We start from the raw sequence: 21,258 nt of genomic DNA on the forward strand, positions 1-21,258 counted from the left end.
TTATTCTACGACGACAGAGGAAGAAAATCCACTCCAGATTTTTGTGCCTAAGGCCTCTAATTTGCTTGGGTAGGCCAAAGAAAATAGTATTCCTCTCGTTCCTCTTAAATAAAATTTTTCCAAAACGATGATTTGGCTCTTGCGACCATCTTCCCCCACAAAATCGAATCTTGTTCTATACAGATCCCCTTCTTTTTTGCGAAGATAATTCCATTCTCTCATGGTCCTGGAATTAATCCCTCTAAGTGAATCCCAAATCAGATAGTAGTTTTGCGCGTTAAAGATAGAAGGATGAAAATGAAGTGTGGTTCCTACGGTGAATACGATCCGATCCGGTCGAAAAAATAAGATACCTTCACTATTCTTTCTATATTCCTTTTCCCATGTAGAAGGTCCCCCTTCCACTGGAAAGTTTTGATAGAATCTATGCACTTGCCAGAGATAGTCAGAGTCTTCTCCGGAAAACTCCCTGTCTTCGTCCGGAAATAAATACGTTAGTTCCGGGGGAAGATCGAATGAATATGCAAAGTCTGAACTTCTGATCTTTAAAACTTCAGGAGTCCAACAACCGAATGGATCAGTAAACCTTTGTAATTCTTTTTCTTTATGAGAGTATTGGTCTAAAAATTTTCCTAAAAGTTTTGCTGTTTTTTCATAACCTTCCGGTACAAGTTTTCCGTATCTCAACCTGTAACAGTACATGGAACCTTTTAAGAGTCGAATTGCAGAATATGGATTTGCATGTTTTTGCAAACTTTCCGCCTCGCTATAATGTAGATCCAATTCTTGTCTGTTCGGGAATACTTCTTTGTAATTCCGGTCCAGGATCATCTCCACTCTTCCGTCTTTGTAAAAACGATAATTGCGAGATCTTGAGTCGGTCCTCCAAACATAATGAGCGCTTAAACGAAAAGCAGTTTGGAGTCTGTTAAAGAGTAATTCTTCCTTCTTCTCCTGATCACCAAACCAAGGCTGGCGAAGGAGTGGATCCACTTCTTGGGAAAACGCAGGAACCACAAGAAATAAGATCGAAAACAGCAAAATAATATATAATGATTTTATAATATATGAAACGCGCACAAACGGATTGTTTAAAATCCGGGCTTTCACTTAAATAGACCTTCTAATTCTCTTAGAGCGCTGATCCCTACGATTTCCATTCCAGGGATTTTTTCCAACTCAGCCAGATTTCCCTTGGGAAGAAATACAGTTTCGATCCCTACACCTTTCAGTTCTTTCAAACGGAGAGATACTTGTCCCACGGAACGAACTTCTCCGGAAAGCCCAACTTCGCCAATGACAGCGAATCCTGATTGGACAGGTCTTTCCGTATAACTTGAAAGTATAGAAGCACAGATCGCAAGATCCAATGCTGGTTCGTCCACCTGTAGTCCTCCTGCCAGGTTTCCGAATATATCACATTCTGATAATGTATGTCCTAAATATTTTTCGATCACTGCGGCAAGCAGGATAAGTCTTCGAGTATCGGGACCTTCTGCCATTCTTCTCGCTTGGGAGTAATTGGTTCTACTTACCAAGGCCTGCACTTCTACACTGAGAGCACGGCTTCCTTCTACAACAGAGCTGATGACTGAGCCACTTTTTCCTTCTGTCAAAGAACTGATAAATACTCTTTGTCTGTCCTTTACTTCTTTTAATCCGGATTCCAACATTTCGAAAACTGCAAGGTCCCCTACTGCACCGAATCTGTTTTTTACGGCGCGAAGAAGTCTGAAATAATTCAGTTTATCCCCTTCGAAGTACAATACCGTATCGACTAAATGTTCTAATACCTTAGGACCTGCAATCGCTCCATCCTTGGTAATATGACCGGTCATGACGATTGGGATGCCTGTACGTTTTGCAGTTTCCAAAAGCACTTGGGTACATTCTCTAAGTTGAGTAACTGTTCCTGCTTGGTTCGGAAGTGCTTCTCTGGTAAGAGTTTGGATTGAATCTACAAATACAAGATCAGGTTCTACATCCTCGACCATCGCGGAAATATTCTCTGCATATGTTTCGGAAGATAGAAGAAGGTTTTCCGATAGAACATTCATCCGTGCTGCCCTAAGTCCAACTTGAGCCGCCGATTCCTCACCTGATATATATAATATTTTTCTGCCTTGGGAGATCATACTTCTGCTGATCTCTAAGATGAGTGTGGATTTACCTACTCCAGGTTCTCCACCTACTAAAATCAAACTTCCAGGAACAAGTCCTCCGCCTAAAACCAAATCCAATTCAGAAAGACCTGAACTTAGACGTTTTGTATCATCGGAAGGAATAGAATCTATAGGAACAGGTTCCTTATATACCGCGGATTTTTTATAACTAGGAGTAGAGGAAAAACGATCCCCTCCCGATTCTTCCACGATCGTATTCCATTTTCCGCAGGATTCACATTTACCTGCCCAGCGGGAAAATTCCTGCCCGCAGGATTGGCAAAGAAAGATTTTGGAAATTTTCTTTTTCAATGTTCGAATAAATTCTCCATTTGGAGCCAATCAATCTGATTGAATACAGGAAGACATTGGAACGCTTCTTGTGCGAGTTCATATCTTCCTTCTCGGATCAATATCTGAGTAAGTTTTTGTGAAAGAGATATCAGGAATAAAACATCTCCGGATGCATATTCAATCTGATCCTTAGTGAGGGATTGAGCTCCCCAATCGGAAGACTGATTTTTTTTGTCCAGAGTCTCATCAAAAAATTCTCTGATAATATCTTTCAGACCATGTCTGTCGGTATAAGTGCGAGCGAGTTTGGATCCGATCTTAGTACAAAAAACTCCCTTGGTCAAAATCCCAAGTCTGTATCTTAAGAAGAGTGTATCCATCCTGGCAAAATGGAATACTTTGATAATATCAGGATTTTCGAATAATTTTTTAAGTAGAGGAGCCTCTGTTTGGTTGGGCAGAATTTGGACCAGGCTCACCCTATTTTTGGAATCACAGATTTGGACCACGCAAAGACGATCTCTTCTAGGATTTAAACCCATCATTTCGCAATCTACTGCCAAATGATCGTCTTCTAAATATTCTTTAAATCTCTCTTCGGAAAGATCTCCCGGAAAAAGATCCGGTTTATTGTTCGCGCGGTTAGATGCCATAAAGCCAAAATAATCGAATAGGATCTCAGGTCCGCAAGAAAAGTCCGGCCTCTCCACCGGTTTTTTTCCTTTTCTATCTTTCGAATCAGTAAACCATCGTCCTAGAATGAAAGCAATTTTGCGAACCCGTATCTACGAAGAAGAACAAAAATCTCATTTTGAGTTCCCGGTAGGAAGAGCCGAGACCAAGAGCGATTGCGGGAATTATAAGTTTTCCTTTAAATTAGTCAAATCCCAAGGTAAATCTACATACGCCCCCGTTTTAGAATGGATCGCGGAAAGAAGACCTCCTGCAGGTTTAGAACTTTTGACCTTCGAGTGGGAACTTCCTTCTCATGGGATCAAAGAAGGCAAAATTTTCAGACATGGATACCAATCTTGGAGTCTCTCCGCTGCGGAAAATTTAGAAGATGCGGATGTTTCTCCTAAATTAGGATTTTTGCAATTCTCCCAGGAAAATATTTATTCTGAACATGCAGGAGAAGAAGGTAACTGGATCTCAGAGGCCTACGTTATCCTTTTACCTAAAAACGAAGACTCCAAATACTTTGTAGGAGCAATTTCCAAAGGAGAAGAAGGAGTTAAGTTTAAAATCCTAACTTCACCTTCTTCCAAAAAAACAGCGGATCCTTTTTTCAACGGAGATATTCGAGTAGTATATGATTTCTTTCGATTCGAGGATTTTAAAGGGAATAAACTACCACTGACACAGATCCGTGTTTCCAAATTTACTGGCGACGAAGCAATCTTTATTAAAAATTATTTCGCGGAACTTGCAAAAAATCTAAAAGTTAAACTTCCAGAGACACAGGTACCTACAGGATGGTGTTCCTGGTATCATTACTATACTAAAATTTCAGAGAAGATCATTCTCCAAAATTTGAAAGAACTCAGATCCAAAAACCTTGGATTAAAAGTTTTCCAAATTGATGACGGTTACCAAGCCGAGATAGGAGACTGGTTAGAAACAAACGATCGTTTTCCAGGCGGAATGGGCTTACTTGCGGAAGCAATTCGTTCCGAAAAATTAATGCCCGGGATCTGGCTTGCTCCTTTCTTAGTTCGCAAAAAATCTAAATTTTTCCAAAAGTTCCCGGAAGCAGTTTTAAAGGACAGAGATGGGAATCCAGTGCCTGCGCTTTGGAATCCGAATTGGGGGATGGATTATACCTATAGTTTGGATGTGACCCACCCTGCCTCCAAAGAATTTTTAGCCACAGTATTCAAAACAATCGTAAAAGAATACGGATACAAATATCTAAAACTGGACTTCTTGTATTCTGCGCTGTTACCTGGTTGGACTTACGATCGAAGTGTATCACCTCATACTCGTTATGCGGACGCAATTAAGTTTATCAGGAAAGTAGTCGGAAAGGATATATTCATCTTAGGTTGTGGGGCACCAATGCTTCCTTCTATAGGATTATTTGATGCGATGAGAATTTCCTGTGATGTGGCACCTTTCTGGTATAGGGAAAAATCCAGGATCTTAGTAAAAGATAGAAACGGACTCTGCACGGAAAGAGCACTTATCAACGATATCACAAGAGCCTCTATGCATAGAACACTTTGGCTGAATGATCCGGATTGTTTGTTAGTTCGCAAAAAGAAAAATAGCATGACCGAAGCCCAGACAAAGATCATGGCAAGTATCATGTCTGTTTCCGGAGGAATGTTATTTGTTTCGGATGATCTTTCTCTAGTAAACGAAGATAGGCTTGAATTATTACAAAAAAGTTTAACACTTCAGTCCAAATGTAGAGGTAAAACTCCTCTCCCGGTCGGACTCGGAACTGAGTTTTTCCCGAGCGCTCTCTACAATCCTTCCGGTTATTTAGGGATTTGGAATCCAAGCGATGAGAAAAAAGAGATCTCCCTTTCCTTATTCTTCCCTTGGGACAAAAAGAACTCTATAGATTATTGGACAGGTAAAAAGCCGGATTCTTTGGAAATAGATTCCCGTAAGAAAATTCTCAAAATTGAAATGGAACCTTGGTCCACAGTGGTCCTATATTCCGGAAAACAAAGTTGACTCTTACCGAATTCGGGAAGAGAATAGGCGCGAACGTGTCAGAAACTTTCTTCCAAAATTCGGAAGACCAAAGGCGAGGTACATCAATGAAATTTTTTCACAAAATTCTGGGAGCAGGTTTACTTACATTCAGTATCCTAATCTCCCAAAATTGTTTTATAGATTCCATATCAAATTCACTTTCTAAATCTTCGGATTCACTACAAAGTATTTCCAACGCAGTGGTCTCCGTAGTTTCTTCCGTTTCCTCTTCTTCCAAAGATGAAGCCGCAGAAAAGAAAGGATACAAAAGAGATGTGGAAAATTTAACCGCTTTCTATCTACAAACTGGATCCACTCGTTCTTCCGAATTCGAATCTGACCTTGCGGAACTCGCTTCTAAAAACGGAGTGATCAACTGGAAAAATTCAGAGAGCACATATGTTTCCATCGGAAGAGGACTCAAGAAAGCAGGAGTCAGCGAAGAAGGTTTTAAAAGTTTTGCTGCAAACTTAAATTTCAAACCGGAAATCGCAAAAGCTCTGGAAAGAGGCTATCTTTCCCTCTAATTTAAGATTGCGTGTGTATAAGCGGCCTTTTCTAAAAGGTCGCTTGCTTCTTCTTTTTTTAATTCTCCCCTTTTCTACTCTTCATTCCGAAAACAGCTATTTAGATTTTATCTATGTGGATGCAAATACCGGGCAATCCAGCGGGGGACATTCCGCACTTAGATTTGATGATACGGTTATCCATTTCCAATATTATCCGGACGAAATATTCAGAGTAGTTCGAGAATCTTACGAAAGATTTTCTTATTCATATAATACTTATTCTAATCGAACAAGCAAGATCGCTCGAATAGCAATTTCAGAAAAGGATTTAGACAAGATCAGAACCGGTTTCGAAAAACTTGCATTAATCCAATTCAAACATATTAAAAATTTAGAATCTATTCGGGCAGATATACAATTCTTAAAAGAACTCCAAAGACCTGAAAAAAACATTAGGATCAGAACATTCGGTTATTTCAAAAAGGAAGAAGGCTCCAAATATTCTACTTTAAAGGAAGAACTGAATTCCACACTCGGAAAAGGCTGGCTTGGAAAGGTCCGAACTCAAATCAAAAAGGAATTAAATTCTGCACTTTCCGAAGGAAAATTTGCACTATTCTCCGAGGCGCCGACTGTCCAAAATGGGAACTATCCGTTTTATAAAGAAGGAATTTCTTCCTGGTTTTTACCCAGACTCGAAAAACTATCCGTTTTAGAAATCCTTGATTTAGGCTATTCATTAGATCCTGAAACGATCTTTCTTTCTTCGGGCAAACCATTAAGCGAAGAAGAAAAAGTAAAACTTATCTACTTACGTGACTCACTCAAACTTTCCATCATTGATCTCATCAAAGAGGAAAATTCAAACTGGGGTCATAGTGTGCTCGTTAATCTGGCAAGATTTTTAGTTTTAGAAAAGAGTATAGAAGAAGGTAAACTTTATTTTTTAGTTACCTTTCCGGAATCCGTTTCTCAGATCACTCCCACCACCTGGTCAAAGGATAAAAAAGTTGTGGAAGCAAGTTCCGATCTATTATTAGAAGCTTCTAAAACTTTTAGAGAAGAAAGGCTAAAATCCGAAAATCTCACAGAGGAAAATTATCTTACCTGGGAAGACTTGGAAAACAGGGACTGGGAATTGAGGACAGGGTTAAGCAGAGGAATTTCTATCCGAAATACTTTTGATAGACTTTCTCCGGATCTTTCCGGAATTTTTGTATTTCCTTTTCCGATTCCGGAACCTGAGATTATCTCAGAATATTTAGCCCGTTCCGAAAAAGTAGAAGAATCATATTATGAGAACCTAAAACGTTTTTATACTTTCAAACTGATCACCAAGAACTGCACCTCCGAGATTTTCGATTCTCTGGAATTTATCTTAAACGAGCAGGAATACCAAAACGTTCTTGGGAAAAGAATAGATCCTCATTCTTCTCTTACTTTTATTCCGTTTATTGCTTATGATTCTATTAATGAAAAATGGAATGTAAAAGAGGAAACCTTAGAACTTTCTCATAGAAAAGTAGCTTTGGAAAAATTATACGGATCAAATCCCAAATGGAAGACTTACCTAAAAGAATCCAATGTTTTCAGTTCCAGTATCTATCGTAGTAATCCGGATGATTCTTCATTTGTATTTTTTACGGATGATATTGTTCTGCTCAGACCGATTTATGGGCTTGTAAATTTGGGCTGGGGATTAGGAAATTTTGCGGTTGGGATATTCACTAGTCCATTCGACAAAGGGAGAAGATTACAAAACGGATTACAGTCAGCATTTTTCTCTTTGCCTGAATTAGTATTTTTTAATATTCGAAAAGGTACTTTTCCTGGAGCGAAACCGAATAGATCCGAAAAGAAATTAGAGTCTCAGAAGTAGATAACTGGAATCGTCTCTAAATTCTCTAGTAGGCAAACTTACCTTACTGAAAGTGCGGATCGCTTCTTGGTAATCTTCTATGCTTAGACCTTTTTTGCGAACATCTTCTAACTCTTTGAATAGAGGGCTCGAAAGACTGTTTAATAATCCATCACTATATAAGAATAAAACATCTCCGGATTCATATGGGATCTCATGAGACTCAAATTCCAGAGCATCCATGATACCTAGTAACTGTCCTGATTTTTCATTCAAAAGTTTTTGTCCGGCAGCTTGGTACAGAACTGGGAAAGGATGACCTCCTCTCGCATAACTGATTGTCTTTTTTCCCAAATCTATTACAGCAACTGCTGCTGTTAAGCTATGAGTTCCAATCTCTTGGGCAAGTTCCAGGTTCATTCTTTTCAGAACATGAGAAGGGTCCTGGTTTTCCTTATAAGCTTCTCTTGCGATGCTTGTCATAAGAAGCCCGATAAGTCCGGAAGTTACTCCATGGTCCTCGATATCTCCAAGAAGTACCATTACCTTGTTCTCAATTTTAGAAAGAACGTAAAAATCCCCGCTCACGAAAGAAGCTGGAGTATTATCCACCACTACTTCTAAAGGGGAAATTACAGGAACAGAAAGTATCTTTTTTTGGATCTTGGACGCGAGCCTTAGGTCTCTCAGGATATTTTCATCCCTCGCTTCCTTCTCCTTTAGCAAAGTATAATAATCCAATGCTCTTTGGACAGCGATGCGGACTGTCTGGAGCGAAAACGGCTTTAAAAGAAAATCGGAAGCCTTATGAGTAAGAGAGGTCACTACATTATTGATATCCCTTTCTCCGGTCATCATGATGACCTGAGTGGCAGGATTCAAATTTTTGAAATAAGGTAGGACGTCCAACCCACTTGTTTTTGGCATATGGATGTCTAGGAAGACGATCGGGTTGGATTCTTTTTCGAAATATTCCTTACCCTTCTCCACTGAATCGAAAAAAGTAGAATTATAACCTAATTTTGAGAGAAGAATTTCCAAGGCCTCGCCTACATCCCGATCGTCGTCAATGATCAGAATTTCAGGGTTAATCGTAATTGATGTCATCTAATCGATCCTAGAAAATTCCCTGGTCTCGGAAATTCTGGCAACCATAGAATCATACTGTTCGTCGAACAAGGATTTTTCGAGAAATGGATTGGTCGCAGACACCATTTCTCCGTAACTCCAAGAGTATACTGCAGCGGTCTGACGATCTAAAATTTTTCCGGAATGAATGGCTCCGGAGAGAGATCTCAGATTTTCCTTTTTAAAACATCTGAGTAGTGCTCTAAATTCTCCCTCTTTTTCAGGAGATAAGTATCTAAAATTTTTATGAAATAGAACTGCGTCATGAAAATATTCAGGAATATTAAAAGCTCCCGCTGCTCCGATTTTTCCGGAAAGTAACCGGATAAAAGAAGTGATCTCGTTCATAATATTGAGGCCGGGATATTCTTGGCCCTCGAATAGTTTTTTCTTTTCCCCCAATTTTCCGAGTCTCACGTTTTGGCTTAATAACCAATCTATATAGATCATCGGAAAAGATTCGTTTATCTTTTTGAAAAGAAAGTCGGAGAATTTCAAACGCATATGAACTAAAATTTCGTTCTCTTCCGTTTTGATATAAATACGATTGTCTACTTCTGAAATTCCATGGATCTCTAATTTAGTTTTTTGGAATCCTCTGAATTGTAACATTTCGAACATTCCGGATTGTTCCAAAAGTTCATGTACTTCTTTTGCAGAGAATCGATTGAATAGAGTATCTTCTATCCCTAAATGTGTTTTGAATTCCCTGTTTACATCTATAAGGCCTAATGCCTCCGGGTCGATATAACTCTGACCCGATGTGGATTTATCTGAACCGGAAAATATACTCATGTAATTAAATTAAGGAGGCGAAAACCCTGATCGTATTAAAATGGATACGAACTGTGTCGTGGAAATTCCTTGCGTAACCGCCTGCAGGCATAACGACTACAGGAATATCCAAAGAATCCGCGAAAGTTTTAACCATTTTATCCCTTGCCTTCAACCCATCGAAAGTAAGCTTTAGATCGCCTAAAGAATCATCTTCGAAAGGATCCGCACCTGCGAAATAATAGATCAGATCCGGTTTGAATTCATTTCGGATCTTTTCCAAACCTTCCTGTAAACGGGCAAGATATGTTTTGTCGTTGGTCCCGTGATCCAAAGGTATATCCAGATTGGACTTCTCTTTTTTAGGATATAACTCTTCTTGGTGCATGGAAAAAGTCCAAACAGACTGGTCTCCTTGGAAAATTCTAGCGTTTCCATTTCCTTGGTGAAGATCCAGATCTATAAATAAAACCTTTCTTTCGGGATATTTTTGCAGATAAAGTTTCGTCGCGATTGCAGCGTCGTTCAGATAACAGAAACCTTCTGCACGATCAGGCATACTATGATGAAACCCACCACCGATATGATACACATATTTATAACTTTCGGTCATCTCTGTCGCGAGAATGGTGCCTCCCACTCCTAGACAAAAACTTCTGACCATAGTTTGGTTGAGGGGAAGTTCGGAATACATGGTCCGATCCGTATATCTCAAATTCATAAAATCTGAAATGAATTCGGGAGTATGGACTAGGCTTAATTCTTCCTCTCCGACCGGGGCCGGTTGGAGGGCAGGCAAAGAAGAAAGTTTTGGATCTTCCTTGACTTGATTGTATATCATTGCGTATTTACGTGCGGGGAATACGTGAGGACCAAGGTCCATATTGTATTCCGGATGATAAACTAGAGCGAGCCGTTCTAACTGTTGGCGCAATTGGGTGTGCCTTTTTTTTCCCAAGCTTACCCTTCCGTTTCGCCCCGTAAAGAACGAAATAGCATTCTTAAATACGTCCAAATTTTCGGAGGTTCCCATTCATGTTTAGCCCGGAAAAAAAAACCAAAATGGTCTGCACCATCGGCCCTTCTTCCTCAGATGAAAATACTATCACTGCACTTCTCCGAGCCGGAATGGACATCGCGAGAATGAATTTCTCTCACGGCACTCACGAAGTTCACAAAAAAGTTTTTGAAACTTTGCGAAAATGCGAATCCGAATCCGGCGTTCCTCTAGGTATCATGGCGGATCTACAAGGACCAAAAATCAGAACCGGAAAACTCCGGGTTCCCCAAATCGAGTTGGAAAAGGGAAACAAGATCAGACTTTTACCCGACGCGGAATATCTGGGAGATTCCGAGGCGGTCGGCACTACCTACCCTGCCATGATAGAAGATCTTCGTTCGGGAGACAAACTATTAGTAGATGATGGTAAACTCGTACTAGAAGTTGAATCCAAATCAAGCAAAGAAGCCGTTTTAAAAGTTATAATAGGAGGAATTTTAAAAAGCAACAAAGGAATTAATTTGCCGGGAACTCCTATCTCTGCGCCCGCGCTTTCCGAAAAAGATCTATTAGATCTGAAGTTTGCATTAAATTTAGGGGTGGATTACGTCGCATTAAGTTTCGTAAGACGAGCTTCTGATCTAGAACTAGCTAGAGAAATGATGAGAGGCACCCAAACAGGACTCATCGCCAAAATAGAAAGACCGGAAGCGATCCGTAATATAGATGAAATTTTAGAAGCAGCAGACGGGATCATGATCGCTAGAGGTGACTTAGGGGTCGAAGTGGAAACGGAAAGAGTCCCGGTTTTACAAAAAGAACTCATTTATAAAGCAAACCGTGCAGGCAAACCTGTAATCACCGCCACTCAAATGTTGGAATCCATGGTGGACAATCCAAGACCGACCAGAGCGGAAGCAAGTGATGTTGCAAACGCAGTTATGGACGGAACAGATGCAGTGATGTTATCCGGAGAATCCGCGAGTGGAAAATACCCGGTAGAATCCGCAGAGATGATGGCTAAGATACTAAGAGAAACGGAAAACTTAGATCGAATTTACGAGATCCATTGGAATTTAAAAAAGTCAGAATTAGAAATAGAAAGAGCAGCACTCGGTTCTGCTGCGAGAGAGATCGCTCATAGTATCAATGCAAAAGCAATCGTGAATTTTACAAGAAGTGGATATTCTGCACTAATTACTTCAGAGATGAGACCTAAGGTTCCTATTCTCTCCTTCACTCCTTACTTGGCCACAGCAAGAAAGATGAAATTATATCGCGGAGTCCAACCTTATGTAATGCCATTCATGGAAACTTTTTTTGATATGATCCGCTACATGGAAACGAAACTTCCGGAAGATGGAATGCTGACTACAGGAGATATAGTTGTGATCCTTTCTGGAGCGCCGGGTGGAGAAGCTAAATCGGTAGACTTTTTACAAATTTATAAAATAAGATAAACCCATGATCAAATATATTCTGAGTTGGTTCCTTCTTCTTTTGGCGGCTTTACTGAACGCCGCCATTCGGGAATTAGCCTATAAGGATTTTTTCGAAGAACATTTTTCTCACCAGGTTTCCGTTTTCACAGGGCTCTTTCTGATCTCTGTGCCTATATTATACATCTCTCGAAAATGGCCGTTTAAAGACAGGGTCCATGCTTTTTCGGTCGGACTCGTATGGTGTTTTATGACGGATCTATTCGAATTTCTAATGTTCTTACGGGTTTCCGAAAATCCATATAAGGATTTCCTAAAGGTCCATAATATTTTCGCAGGCGAATTTTGGATCTTGATACTAATTTGGGTGACGATCTCTCCGGTTTTGTTTCACCGTTCCGGTCCTGATCGATCGAGATAGATTAGAAGATTTTCCGCATTTGATTGCCCGATTGGAAAAATTAGAATAAAACATAAGACCAATTGTTCCCATTTTGGAAAAGGTCCATGACAGAAGTTAAGGTTAATCTTCATTTAGATTTTGGGTTAGCTGAAGAACTATACGGAAAATTTATTTTGCCTTCTAATATCTCTGCCAATAAGGACTTTAATTCAAAGTAAGTAGGCAATTCTGGATACGCGACATTAGAAGTAGAATGTTTAGAGTTTCCTTCTTCAATATTATCCATTCCGATAATATATTTCAGTCCTTGTTCCTTTAAAATTGTAGAAGATTCTAGGTTGATATTCTTCAAATGTTTTCCGCTCTTATCGAATACCGAAAAAACATAATAATAATATAGATCTCCCGTTTTAGAAAAACTTTCCTGAGCAACAATCATATACTCTTTGATTGGAAACGTATCGAAACGAAAATATTTCAAATTAGAGATCCGAGGATCTTGAGAAGAATTCCTGATATGTGCCAGGCGTTTCTTATACTTCTCCGCTTCGTCGAATTTCTCCTGTCTATATAAGTTTTCTATTAAGTAGCTGACAGTGGCATAATTTTCGGGATCTAATTTATAACAGATCTCGAAATATTTTTGGGAATTCGCCAACTCTCCTTCATTAAAATAGAGACCCGCAAGACTATAATTCGCTCTTAGATCTTCCGGGTCGATTTCCAAGGCTTTCAAAAAATAATTCTTTGCTTTAGCTGGCTGTCTTTTTTCAGCATAAATGGCACCCAGCATACTCAATGCCTTTTGGGCCTTTGGATCCAATTCGATACATTTTAAGAATTGTTTCTCCGCCTCGTCTATCTTCCCGGAAAAATAGAGGGTTGCTCCGTAATAATCATAGTATTTCGCTTCTTTCGAGTTGGATCGGATTGCTTTTTCGAAATATGTTAGCGCTTTTTGATCCTCTTCTAATCTGAAATAACTAAAACCGATCTTAAAAAGTAAAACATCATCGTCCGGCTTCTTCTTTTCGTATTCGAGAAGGATCTTTAATGCAGATTTATAATCCTGATTTTCGATGAATCGATCCGCTTTTTCATGTTCCGGCCTGGAAATTTCTTCAGAAAAAATCTCTCCTGCAGATAAACATAAGGAAAATATAATAAAGAAGACTATTTTAGTAAAACGGATCGGCCATGAAAAGGAATGATATTGTCTCAAGGTTCACCTACCTGCTTCGTATATCTCTTTTTGAAAAATTCCGGACAACTTATAATAATTGGATCCCGGAGTCTCCGAATTCCTTCAATACTTCTCTGGAGATCCTTGCCTTCTGGTTTCTTTTTTCTTTAATATGAGTAAGATAACGAAGAGAGAATAATACGCCTCCCTCCTCAACAGTCATATATACGATCGGTGTAGTCGTTCCGAGTCTTACCAGATAATTTTTAGAAAGTTCTCGAACAGAATAATCTATCTTATGCTGGTCTATAATGGAGCTGTTTTTCAAAATCCCGTTCAATAACTTTTCGGCTGCCTCCCAATCGGCACTATGAGGGATCTTAATCCTGAATTCGTCCCAAACGAATCCCATCTTCTCTTTCACAACATAAACTTTATGAAGAATGATCGTATGATTCGGAAGATGAACCAATCGATTCGTAGATTGTTCTGATTTAGGATCAGGGCTCAACTCCATCAAAGTAAAACGATTGATCCCTATATTGACCACATCTCCTTTAATGCCTTCAATCTCGATCCGGTCCCCTACTTCAAAACCGTTGCTACCGTGTATGAGCAACCAACCCACATAATTCAAAGTAATATCTTTTAAGGAGATTACAATACCAGCACCCGCGAGCCCCATCACTGTAGGAAGATAAGAAAGCCCGGAAAAAATTACGGGCAGAAGGGACACTGCTCCCACAACCACAAACAAGATCCGAGTCACTCGTCTACGATTGTATCTGGCAGAATTATCAGCTGGAGGACTGATCCTATCGAAACTCAAAACGAAAGTTTTATAAACGACCACCAAGGTAAGGATAAAATACACAACCAAGACGAACTCTTCCGTAATGGTTCTTTCCTTAGAGTTCAGAAGAGAAATCGGATTAATAAGTCGGAGTATGTCTTCCATGATGAGAGAACCCAGACTAAAGAAACTCTAAGCCAAGGCAAGGTTAATTTCAAGGCTTAGAACTCGCTAAGACGAACTTGGAAACAAAATTCCGGTCAAAAATCGGAACCTGATCGAAAACATAATGATTCTATGATATAAGGGGGCGCGGGTTCTCCCACGGGCCCTCCTCCTCCACCCAAACCAGGGCGGGGGCCGCCTTTTCACTCGCGTTGGAGTTCCCACAATGAGAAAAACTTAGGCAACCCGTTCTCTCGTATCGCGCGCTACGCGGTTTTTTTCTAATTCATTTTCTTCTGTTTTTTAAAAGCAGAAGCGATCTCTTCCAAGTCGACCGGAATATCCCAAATCGGATTCCCAGGAGACTGAAGAAGAACAAATCGAACTGAATTTCCTACATTCTTCTTATCGTGAAGAGTATGTTTTGCCACCTGAGTGGATTTACTCTTATCATGATAAGGAAGATCATATGCTTTCAGGATTTTTTTCAAGGTCTCTATCCAAGATGGGTCCAATCCTTGTTTTTCCGAGGATAGAATAATCGCAGTCAAAAGACCTATGGAAACTGCTTCTCCATGAGAATATCTTCTGTAATTTGTGAGAGACTCTATTGCATGAGCGGTTGTATGCCCCAAATTCAGGACTTTTCTTAAACCGGTCTCTCTTTCATCCTGGGAAACTATATTAGCCTTATATAAAATAGAACCTATGATCAATTCCAAAAGTTCTGGAGAAGTATGGTCATAGACAGATTTATCGTTCGAGCTGACCTTCTCCAGATATTCCCCGCCTGACAAAAGACCGTGTTTTACGATCTCCGCCATTCCACATCTCCATTCTCTTTTAGGCAAAGTGGACAAAGCGATCAAGGGCAAATATACAAACTCAGGTTGGTAGAAGGAGCCGATCATGTTTTTCCCAAGATCAGCATTCACTGCAACTTTTCCACCCACAGAAGAATCTACGGAAGCAAGCAAGGTTGTGGGAATTTGAGCAAAACGAATTCCTCTTTGGAATGTAGAAGCGATAAATCCCGCGAAATCACCGATCACTCCGCCACCCAATGCCAGGATCAAACTTTTGCGATCTGCCCCAAGCTCAATCAGCTTATTATAAACTTCTGCGGTGCGAAGGATATGTTTATTCTTCTCCCCACCTTTAATATAAATTTCGTGATGTGGAATTCCAAGATCGGAAAGTTCCGATTCGTAAAATTTGGAAAATAACCCTGAAAGTTTTCTTTCCGTAAGTATAAATATGGAAGAAACAGGATAAAATCTTTTGATCGTTTCTCCCAAGCCTCTGAAGTCTGAGTGGATCTGTACTTTATATTCTTTTGAAAATGCTCTGATCTGTACTTCCCGGATAGGATTCATTTATCATATACCCATTGGCTTCGTATAAAAGGAGCCGGTTTGTATTTTCCGGAAGAAAGAAAATCCTTAATATCCGGTCTTATATCCATTTCTAAAACCGCTCCCAAAGGAAAATAGCCGAATCCTGTGATCGCCTTTTCTTTCAGGTTCACTTCAGGATCCTGTTTTTTGACGGTAGCTAAGAATACTAACTGTAGAAGGTGACGATTTCCCTTAGGATCGATGGACTCATTTAAAAATAGAAAATTTGCGCTGGTGATATCCAAAGAAAGTTCTTCTTTCAATTCTCTTTTCAGAGCGTCTTCTGCACTTTCTCCGAATTCTATTCCACCACCAGGCAATAACCAATAATAGGCATCCTTCTTTTTTTGCTGGAGAAGAAGGATTTCTCCCTTACGATTTCGGATCAAAGCGGCCACACGGACCCTCAAACCTTTTTTTTTAAAAAAGAATTCCATATTAGATTTCATTAAACCTTGATCTTTAAGGCCTTTAATAATTGTTTCGCGGCGTCTTGTTCCGCGAACTTTTTATTCTTTCCCTTTCCTTCCGCAGAATGCTTGTCTCGAATGGATACACTAACGTAAAAAGTCTTTTCGTGATCCGGCCCTATCTCTTTTAGCAATCTGTAAGAAGGTAGAAGTTTGAATTTTTTTTGGCAAATTTCCTGTAGGATGGATTTATAATCCGTAGCCTCTCTTATTTTATCGGAATTTTTAACGTAATCTATAAGATGTTGGAGTATAAACTTCTCCGCCGCTTCCATTCCTTGGTCCAAATAAACTGCACCGACCAGAGATTCGAATAAGTTTGCCCCAAGTTTCTTTTGAGCTCCTCCCTGACCTTCTCCTCTTCCGAGTAAAACATAAGAAGTCAGTCCCAGTTTTTCACTGAGCCCGTTTAACATCGCAGTAGAAACTAAAGTTGCTTTTTTTCTAGAAAGTTCTCCTTCATTTGCGGAAGGATTTGTTCTGTATAAATATTTTGCGACAACGAGTCCGAGAACTGAATCTCCTAAGAACTCAAGTCTTTCATTATCTTCTTTATATTCGGGATTTTCGTTCCTGAAAGAACTATGTATAAATGCATTTTCTAAATAAGAAGTTTTATTAAATTTTAAACCAAGCTCGGACGCAAGTAGAGAAGGATCCTTTCTATTCTTAGGATCAGTCTTATTTTGATTCTGATTTTGTTTTTTTTTTATCAAAGGATTTTGATAAAAGGAATGGAAGAAAGACTTCCGAGTTCCCGTAAGAACCCGGAGGTCTAGTCAATTAGGACTTTAGAGTGTCGATGAACTTAATTACGTCTCCGACGGTTTGGATCTTTTCAGCATCCTCATCGGAAATTTCAACGCCAAACTCTTCTTCAAGAGCCATAACGAGTTCAACTGTGTCAAGAGAGTCTGCACCAAGGTCATCAATGAAGTGTGCTTCAGGAGTCACTTCTGACTCATCCACTCCAAGTTGCTCAACGATAATAGACTTAATCTTTTCGAAATCTGCCATTTGTTTCCTCCGTACCACCAAAGTGGTATGTAAGTTTTAGTTAGGTTTAGAATCGGGGATGAATTCATCCACCGATTTTTAAACATTTTTTTCTCAAATGTTTTGGCAAGCGATAACGGATTGGAAACGGGAAAAAAACAGAATATTCTCCAAGTTTCTTTTTTATATTTTTTTCAAAGAAGATGTTCTATAACTTAAAACGGAGCGACTTAATAGATCGAAAATTCCGGCTCTGTCCCTCATATTCAAATAATCAAAAAGTCACATTTCTAATATTTGATATTGAGACCGTTCTCGATCATTCGTTCGAACGCCGTTCGGGATTTATAATTTTATGGAACATTACGAGAATCTTTCTAAGGAAGATTTGATTGGTTCTGCAAAAAAACAAAAGCCCGGAAAATTCCGGGCTTTCTACCTATCCTCAGATAAAGATCTGAAGTATTAGGCTTGGACTCCTGGGAGGAATCCCCCACCGTTCACTTCGATTATTTGTCCTGTAATGAAAGAGGAAATATCAGAAGCTAAGAACGCGATAGTATTCGCGATATCATCCGGTTGTCCTGCTCTCTTTAAAGGGATCGCAGCTACCATTGCAGTACGGATCTTTTCAGGGATCGCCTCTGTCATTTCAGTAGCGATGAAACCTGGAGCGATCGCATTACAACGGATCTTACGACCAGCCATTTCCAAAGCGACTGCTTTAGTCAGACCGATCACCCCTGCTTTTGATGCGGAGTAGTTGGTTTGTCCGATATTTCCATTCACTCCTGCGATGGAAGAAAGGTTGATGATGGATCCACCATTCGGATTTTTTGCCATAAATTTAATAGCTGCTTGGATACAGTTGAAAGTTCCAGTCAGGTTTACTGCGATTACAGCATCCCACTGTTCTTGTTTCATTCTAAGCATAAGAGTGTCTTTAGTGATACCAGCATTGTTCACGAGGACATCAATTGAGCCGAAATTATCCACAACAGCTTTGATACCTGCTTGAGCGGATTCTGCGTTTGCTACGTTTACAGCGATTCCGATTGCTTTTACACCTGTAGCTTTTGCGATCTCGTCCGCAGTAGCTTTACTTGCCTCTTCGTTTAAGTCGGCAATGACAACGTTTGCGCCTGCTTGCGCGAGTTTAAGAGCGGTTGCTTTACCGATTCCGCGGGCAGCCCCGGTTATAATGGCGTTTTTGCCTTTCAAATCGATCATTGGTTTTTTCCTTACCAGATTCTGCGGTTAGCGTATTTTTAGGGCCTGGAGGGTCAAGTGATTCTGGGTGTAGCGTTCACCTTGGAAGACTTAAGAGTTAGAACTTTGCCTTTTCTATATCTTCTTTGATGCGCTGGTTCACGTCCCTTTCGGCACATTCTACCACTACTCGGATCGCATTTCGGACTGCATGTGCATTGGAAGATCCATGCCCGATCAAACAGGTCCCATCTACACCAAGAAGAAGGGCTCCACCATACTCAGCGTAATCTAATCTTTTCTTGATCGCAGTGAATGTAGGTTTAAGAAGAAGTGCCCCCGTTTGTGCAAGGCTGGACTGAGCGATACTTTCTCTCAGTACCGCGAATATGGATTTAGAAAGACCTTCGGTTGCTTTCAGGACAATATTTCCTACGAATCCGTCGCAGACTACAACGTCCACGTCTCTTCCTCCACCGTAAAGATCTCGTCCTTCAACATTTCCTACAAAATCGATCGGTAGTTTTTTAATATATTCGAATGCTTTTAAGGTAACTGAGTTCCCCTTCTTATCTTCTTCTCCATTGGATAAGATCCCAACCTTCGGTTTATGGATATTGAAGATCAGTCTGGAGTAGATCTCTCCCATGATAGCGAATTGAGCCAAATACTCGGGCTTACAATCCACGTTTGCACCTGCATCTAGAAGAAGTGTAGGAGCTCCTTTCTCTCTTGGAATGGGAGCGGCAATCGGAGGTCTGAGAACGCCAGGAATTCTACCGAGATATAATAATGCAGCAGCCATAGTGGCCCCCGTATTTCCAGGGGAGAACATTCCAACGCAGGTTTTGTCAGCGACGAGTTGAGCTGCTTGCACAACGGAAGAATCTTCCATAGCGCGCACCGCGATGGAAGGAGAATCGTTCATACCTATGATCTCACTGGCATGAACAATTCTGATCTTGTTTGTATCGTATTCGTATTTGAGGAGGATCTCGCTGATATCTTCTTCTTTACCAACGAGGATGACGTTTCTGCCGTCGTGATTTACCGCGTTAACGGCACCTTCTACGATCCTATCAGGACCGTAGTCGCCGCTCATTGCATCGACGGCGACCCACATATTGATTAGTTCTCTTCGCTAGTCTTCCTGACTTTCGGTTCTACCACTACACGGTCTTTGTAAAAACCGCAAACAGGGCAGATTCTATGAGGAGGTCTGAAGGAATTACAGTTCGGGCAAGGAACTAGATTCGGTTTGCCGATCGCATGATGGGCCCGTTTCATCCTCACTTTTGATTTAGATTTTCGTCTCTTAGGAACTGCCATTGTTTTTCTCTATAGATAAGGTCGATTTACGACTATGTTTTTTTTAAAGGCGGAATTCACAACTGTTTTTCAGTCAAAGCAAACGATTCCAAGAATTCCCCTACTTCTACCCGTTTCGTGTATAAGGCGGAGCGGTTAAACACCAATCTCGCCGTGGATTCCATAATAATTTCGATCTCTTCCAGATTATTGGCCCTGAGAGTGCCGCCCGTGGACACCAAATCCACGATACAATCCGATAAACCCACTAAAGGTGCGAGTTCAATACTTCCGTAAAGTTTGATCACCTCGCAGTTAATCCCTTTTTTCAGGAAGAAGTCCTTGGCGATATTCGGATATTTTGTCGCCACACGGACCTTTCTTTCTCCAGAGCTAAGGCTCCAACCTTTTGGCCCTGCTACAGAAAGCCTACATTTTCCTATGCTTAGGTCCAAGGGAAGAAGAAGGTCATAACCACCTTCTAATAATACGTCCCATCCCACGATACCGGCATCCGCAGAATTTTGTTCCACGTAAGTCGCCACGTCTTGGGAACGGACTAGTAAAATACGGACCTTCCCTTTTGGGTCTTTATAGATAAGTTCTTTTGAATCAGGATCGGGACGGCCGGAAAGCCATCCCCTTTCGAGCATGAGTTCTATGCTCTCTTCGGCAAGCCGTCCTTTCGGAAGGGCCAAAGTCAGCATTTAGTTTCCCTGGCTGCTTTTTAATAGAAGATAAGTAGCGAGTTCTCTAACTGCTTTAAATTCTTCAGTAGGAGAAGCGATATCTTGGTCTAAAACTTTTTTAAGTAAATCGACTGCTTCTTCTTTTTTGCCGTTTTGCAATTTCAAACGACCGGCTTGGTAAAGACTCCAAGCGTAAAAACCAGCTACATTCTTGCGGCTGCTTAAAAGAGAAACGGAAACTCCGTAATCGGATTCTGCTTCCGCGAGTTGGTTTGCGCTTTCTCTATAGTTCCCTGCGATATAAAAATAGTAAGCCTTCACTTCCGGAAGCTCATCTATTTTTTTTCCCGCAAATTCTAACTTCTCTGCCGCTTTTTGGTATTCTCCGTTCTTAGCATATAGATCACCCAAAGTTTTGGAAAGTCTGATATCTAAAGAAGGAGAACTATATGTTGAAGCAATAGTTTCGTATTTTTTGATCTTATCAGTGATCTCGGTCATAGGAGAGAGAGCCAACTCCTTCTCCACTTTTTCGATCGCAAGAGTTCCCTTACGGAATTGTTCTGCTCTATACTCGTTCCAGCTAACAACGGCCAGTACGGTTACGAATAAAACACCTACTCCGAATAAAACCTGTTTTTTATTCTCTCCAATCTTGGAGAATAAAATTGCGAAAAATCTTTCTGCTCCGGTAAGACCTGGATACGGATCTATATCGGTAATAGAAGCACCTGTTTTAGGTTCGAATCGTTTCATCCAAAACTCCGAGAGTCGT

22 protein-coding genes are annotated in these 21,258 nt (G+C 40.4%); 5 read left to right on the plus strand and 17 right to left on the minus strand.

The annotated features are described in order from the left end of the window. Genes EHO65_RS05245 through EHO65_RS05255 form a run of 3 tightly spaced genes read right to left on the minus strand, consistent with a single transcriptional unit; the run spans position 1 to position 3,109 of the window. Entirely contained in the window at positions 1-1,065 is a 1,065-nt protein-coding gene (locus tag EHO65_RS05245) for an LIC10775 family protein (protein WP_425269332.1), read from the minus strand. Between the two features lie 41 nt (positions 1,066-1,106). Further along, complete coding sequence (radA, locus tag EHO65_RS05250) at positions 1,107-2,474, minus strand: DNA repair protein RadA (RefSeq protein WP_135773113.1); 1,368 nt, start codon at positions 2,472-2,474, stop codon at positions 1,107-1,109. Beyond that, complete coding sequence (locus EHO65_RS05255; protein WP_100710526.1) at positions 2,471-3,109, minus strand: ribonuclease D; 639 nt, start codon at positions 3,107-3,109, stop codon at positions 2,471-2,473. The genes radA and EHO65_RS05255 overlap by 4 nt, the downstream gene beginning before the upstream one ends. A gap of 106 nt (positions 3,110-3,215) precedes the next feature. On the opposite strand from EHO65_RS05255, the gene EHO65_RS05260 reads away from it, so the two are divergent. The 3 genes from EHO65_RS05260 (at position 3,216) to EHO65_RS05270 (ending at position 7,550) form a co-directional block, all read left to right on the plus strand. After that, entirely contained in the window at positions 3,216-5,141 is a 1,926-nt protein-coding gene (locus tag EHO65_RS05260; RefSeq protein ID WP_135773114.1) for a glycoside hydrolase family 36 protein, read from the plus strand. Positions 5,142-5,227: 86 nt separating this feature from the next. Beyond that, entirely contained in the window at positions 5,228-5,689 is a 462-nt protein-coding gene (locus EHO65_RS05265) for a putative lipoprotein (protein WP_135773115.1), read from the plus strand. A gap of 43 nt (positions 5,690-5,732) precedes the next feature. Beyond that, positions 5,733-7,550, plus strand: coding sequence for a hypothetical protein (locus EHO65_RS05270; RefSeq protein ID WP_244243446.1), 1,818 nt, complete (start codon positions 5,733-5,735; stop codon positions 7,548-7,550). On the opposite strand, the gene EHO65_RS05275 is transcribed toward EHO65_RS05270, so the two are convergent. From EHO65_RS05275 to EHO65_RS05285, 3 genes are read right to left on the minus strand one after another with little or no spacing between them, the layout of a single operon-like run. Then, complete coding sequence (locus tag EHO65_RS05275) at positions 7,533-8,636, minus strand: SpoIIE family protein phosphatase (RefSeq protein WP_135773117.1); 1,104 nt, start codon at positions 8,634-8,636, stop codon at positions 7,533-7,535. The two genes, EHO65_RS05270 and EHO65_RS05275, sit on opposite strands and share 18 nt — an antisense overlap. Further along, the gene (locus EHO65_RS05280) at positions 8,637-9,452 is read right to left on the minus strand and encodes a hypothetical protein (protein WP_135773118.1); all 816 of its coding nucleotides are present in this window, start codon (positions 9,450-9,452) and stop codon (positions 8,637-8,639) included. It lies immediately after the preceding gene. 4 nt (positions 9,453-9,456) lie between these two features. Beyond that, on the minus strand, positions 9,457-10,365 hold the full coding sequence (locus EHO65_RS05285; RefSeq protein ID WP_208744007.1) for a histone deacetylase family protein: 909 nt from the start codon (positions 10,363-10,365) through the stop codon (positions 9,457-9,459). A 101-nt stretch (positions 10,366-10,466) separates the two neighbouring features. Between EHO65_RS05285 and pyk the strand changes: the two genes are divergently transcribed. Both pyk and EHO65_RS05295 read left to right on the plus strand, forming a co-directional pair. After that, complete coding sequence (gene pyk, locus EHO65_RS05290; protein WP_135773120.1) at positions 10,467-11,891, plus strand: pyruvate kinase; 1,425 nt, start codon at positions 10,467-10,469, stop codon at positions 11,889-11,891. A gap of 4 nt (positions 11,892-11,895) precedes the next feature. Beyond that, positions 11,896-12,291: a hypothetical protein gene (locus tag EHO65_RS05295; RefSeq protein ID WP_135773121.1), complete on the plus strand. Its 396-nt coding sequence runs from the start codon at positions 11,896-11,898 to the stop codon at positions 12,289-12,291. A gap of 109 nt (positions 12,292-12,400) precedes the next feature. Here EHO65_RS05295 and EHO65_RS05300 read toward each other — a convergent pair whose 3' ends face one another. From EHO65_RS05300 to EHO65_RS05350, 11 genes are all read right to left on the minus strand, one after another. Then, positions 12,401-13,495 carry a tetratricopeptide repeat protein gene (locus EHO65_RS05300; protein ID WP_135773122.1) on the minus strand — a complete coding sequence of 365 codons (1,095 nt, stop codon included), beginning with the start codon at positions 13,493-13,495 and terminating at the stop codon, positions 12,401-12,403. Positions 13,496-13,544: 49 nt separating this feature from the next. After that, positions 13,545-14,414 carry a mechanosensitive ion channel family protein gene (locus EHO65_RS05305; RefSeq protein ID WP_135773123.1) on the minus strand — a complete coding sequence of 290 codons (870 nt, stop codon included), beginning with the start codon at positions 14,412-14,414 and terminating at the stop codon, positions 13,545-13,547. Positions 14,415-14,695: 281 nt separating this feature from the next. Beyond that, complete coding sequence (gene aroB, locus EHO65_RS05310; RefSeq protein WP_135773124.1) at positions 14,696-15,790, minus strand: 3-dehydroquinate synthase; 1,095 nt, start codon at positions 15,788-15,790, stop codon at positions 14,696-14,698. After that, positions 15,787-16,248 carry an NUDIX domain-containing protein gene (locus EHO65_RS05315; protein ID WP_086446343.1) on the minus strand — a complete coding sequence of 154 codons (462 nt, stop codon included), beginning with the start codon at positions 16,246-16,248 and terminating at the stop codon, positions 15,787-15,789. The genes aroB and EHO65_RS05315 overlap by 4 nt, the downstream gene beginning before the upstream one ends. A gap of 11 nt (positions 16,249-16,259) precedes the next feature. Continuing rightward, on the minus strand, positions 16,260-16,997 hold the full coding sequence (gene rnc / locus EHO65_RS05320; protein WP_208743995.1) for a ribonuclease III: 738 nt from the start codon (positions 16,995-16,997) through the stop codon (positions 16,260-16,262). A gap of 67 nt (positions 16,998-17,064) precedes the next feature. Further along, entirely contained in the window at positions 17,065-17,298 is a 234-nt protein-coding gene (acpP, locus tag EHO65_RS05325; protein WP_008594933.1) for an acyl carrier protein, read from the minus strand. 444 nt (positions 17,299-17,742) lie between these two features. After that, a complete protein-coding gene (fabG, locus tag EHO65_RS05330) occupies positions 17,743-18,507 on the minus strand; it encodes a 3-oxoacyl-ACP reductase FabG (RefSeq protein ID WP_135773125.1) in 765 nt (254 codons plus the stop codon). Positions 18,508-18,604: 97 nt separating this feature from the next. Then, entirely contained in the window at positions 18,605-19,609 is a 1,005-nt protein-coding gene (gene plsX, locus EHO65_RS05335; protein WP_135773126.1) for a phosphate acyltransferase PlsX, read from the minus strand. Between the two features lie 5 nt (positions 19,610-19,614). Further along, the gene (gene rpmF / locus EHO65_RS05340) at positions 19,615-19,815 is read right to left on the minus strand and encodes a 50S ribosomal protein L32 (RefSeq protein ID WP_008593555.1); all 201 of its coding nucleotides are present in this window, start codon (positions 19,813-19,815) and stop codon (positions 19,615-19,617) included. A gap of 56 nt (positions 19,816-19,871) precedes the next feature. Further along, complete coding sequence (gene hisG / locus EHO65_RS05345) at positions 19,872-20,501, minus strand: ATP phosphoribosyltransferase (protein WP_135773127.1); 630 nt, start codon at positions 20,499-20,501, stop codon at positions 19,872-19,874. After that, a complete protein-coding gene (locus EHO65_RS05350; protein WP_135773128.1) occupies positions 20,502-21,239 on the minus strand; it encodes a tetratricopeptide repeat protein in 738 nt (245 codons plus the stop codon). Positions 21,240-21,258: the final 19 nt, after the last annotated feature.

It is taken from the genome of Leptospira andrefontaineae (assembly GCF_004770105.1).
GTDB classification, from domain to species: Bacteria; Spirochaetota; Leptospiria; order Leptospirales; family Leptospiraceae; genus Leptospira_B; species Leptospira_B andrefontaineae.

Bases quoted from the DNA above. Each gene is read 5' to 3' on its own strand.
- rpmF (WP_008593555.1), bottom strand. From the start codon at position 19,815: ATGGCAGTTCCTAAGAGACGAAAATCTAAATCAAAAGTGAGGATGAAA.
- EHO65_RS05350 (WP_135773128.1), bottom strand. From the start codon at position 21,239: ATGAAACGATTCGAACCTAAAACAGGTGCTTCTATTACCGATATAGAT.
- EHO65_RS05260 (WP_135773114.1), top strand. From the start codon at position 3,216: ATGAAAGCAATTTTGCGAACCCGTATCTACGAAGAAGAACAAAAATCT.
- plsX (WP_135773126.1), bottom strand. From the start codon at position 19,609: ATGTGGGTCGCCGTCGATGCAATGAGCGGCGACTACGGTCCTGATAGG.
- EHO65_RS05275 (WP_135773117.1), bottom strand. From the start codon at position 8,636: ATGACATCAATTACGATTAACCCTGAAATTCTGATCATTGACGACGAT.
- EHO65_RS05265 (WP_135773115.1), top strand. From the start codon at position 5,228: ATGAAATTTTTTCACAAAATTCTGGGAGCAGGTTTACTTACATTCAGT.
- hisG (WP_135773127.1), bottom strand. From the start codon at position 20,501: ATGCTGACTTTGGCCCTTCCGAAAGGACGGCTTGCCGAAGAGAGCATA.
- EHO65_RS05305 (WP_135773123.1), bottom strand. From the start codon at position 14,414: ATGGAAGACATACTCCGACTTATTAATCCGATTTCTCTTCTGAACTCT.
- pyk (WP_135773120.1), top strand. From the start codon at position 10,467: ATGTTTAGCCCGGAAAAAAAAACCAAAATGGTCTGCACCATCGGCCCT.
- EHO65_RS05255 (WP_100710526.1), bottom strand. From the start codon at position 3,109: ATGGCATCTAACCGCGCGAACAATAAACCGGATCTTTTTCCGGGAGAT.
- EHO65_RS05315 (WP_086446343.1), bottom strand. From the start codon at position 16,248: ATGGAATTCTTTTTTAAAAAAAAAGGTTTGAGGGTCCGTGTGGCCGCT.
- aroB (WP_135773124.1), bottom strand. From the start codon at position 15,790: ATGAATCCTATCCGGGAAGTACAGATCAGAGCATTTTCAAAAGAATAT.
- fabG (WP_135773125.1), bottom strand. From the start codon at position 18,507: ATGATCGATTTGAAAGGCAAAAACGCCATTATAACCGGGGCTGCCCGC.
- EHO65_RS05295 (WP_135773121.1), top strand. From the start codon at position 11,896: ATGATCAAATATATTCTGAGTTGGTTCCTTCTTCTTTTGGCGGCTTTA.
- EHO65_RS05280 (WP_135773118.1), bottom strand. From the start codon at position 9,452: ATGAGTATATTTTCCGGTTCAGATAAATCCACATCGGGTCAGAGTTAT.
- acpP (WP_008594933.1), bottom strand. From the start codon at position 17,298: ATGGCAGATTTCGAAAAGATTAAGTCTATTATCGTTGAGCAACTTGGA.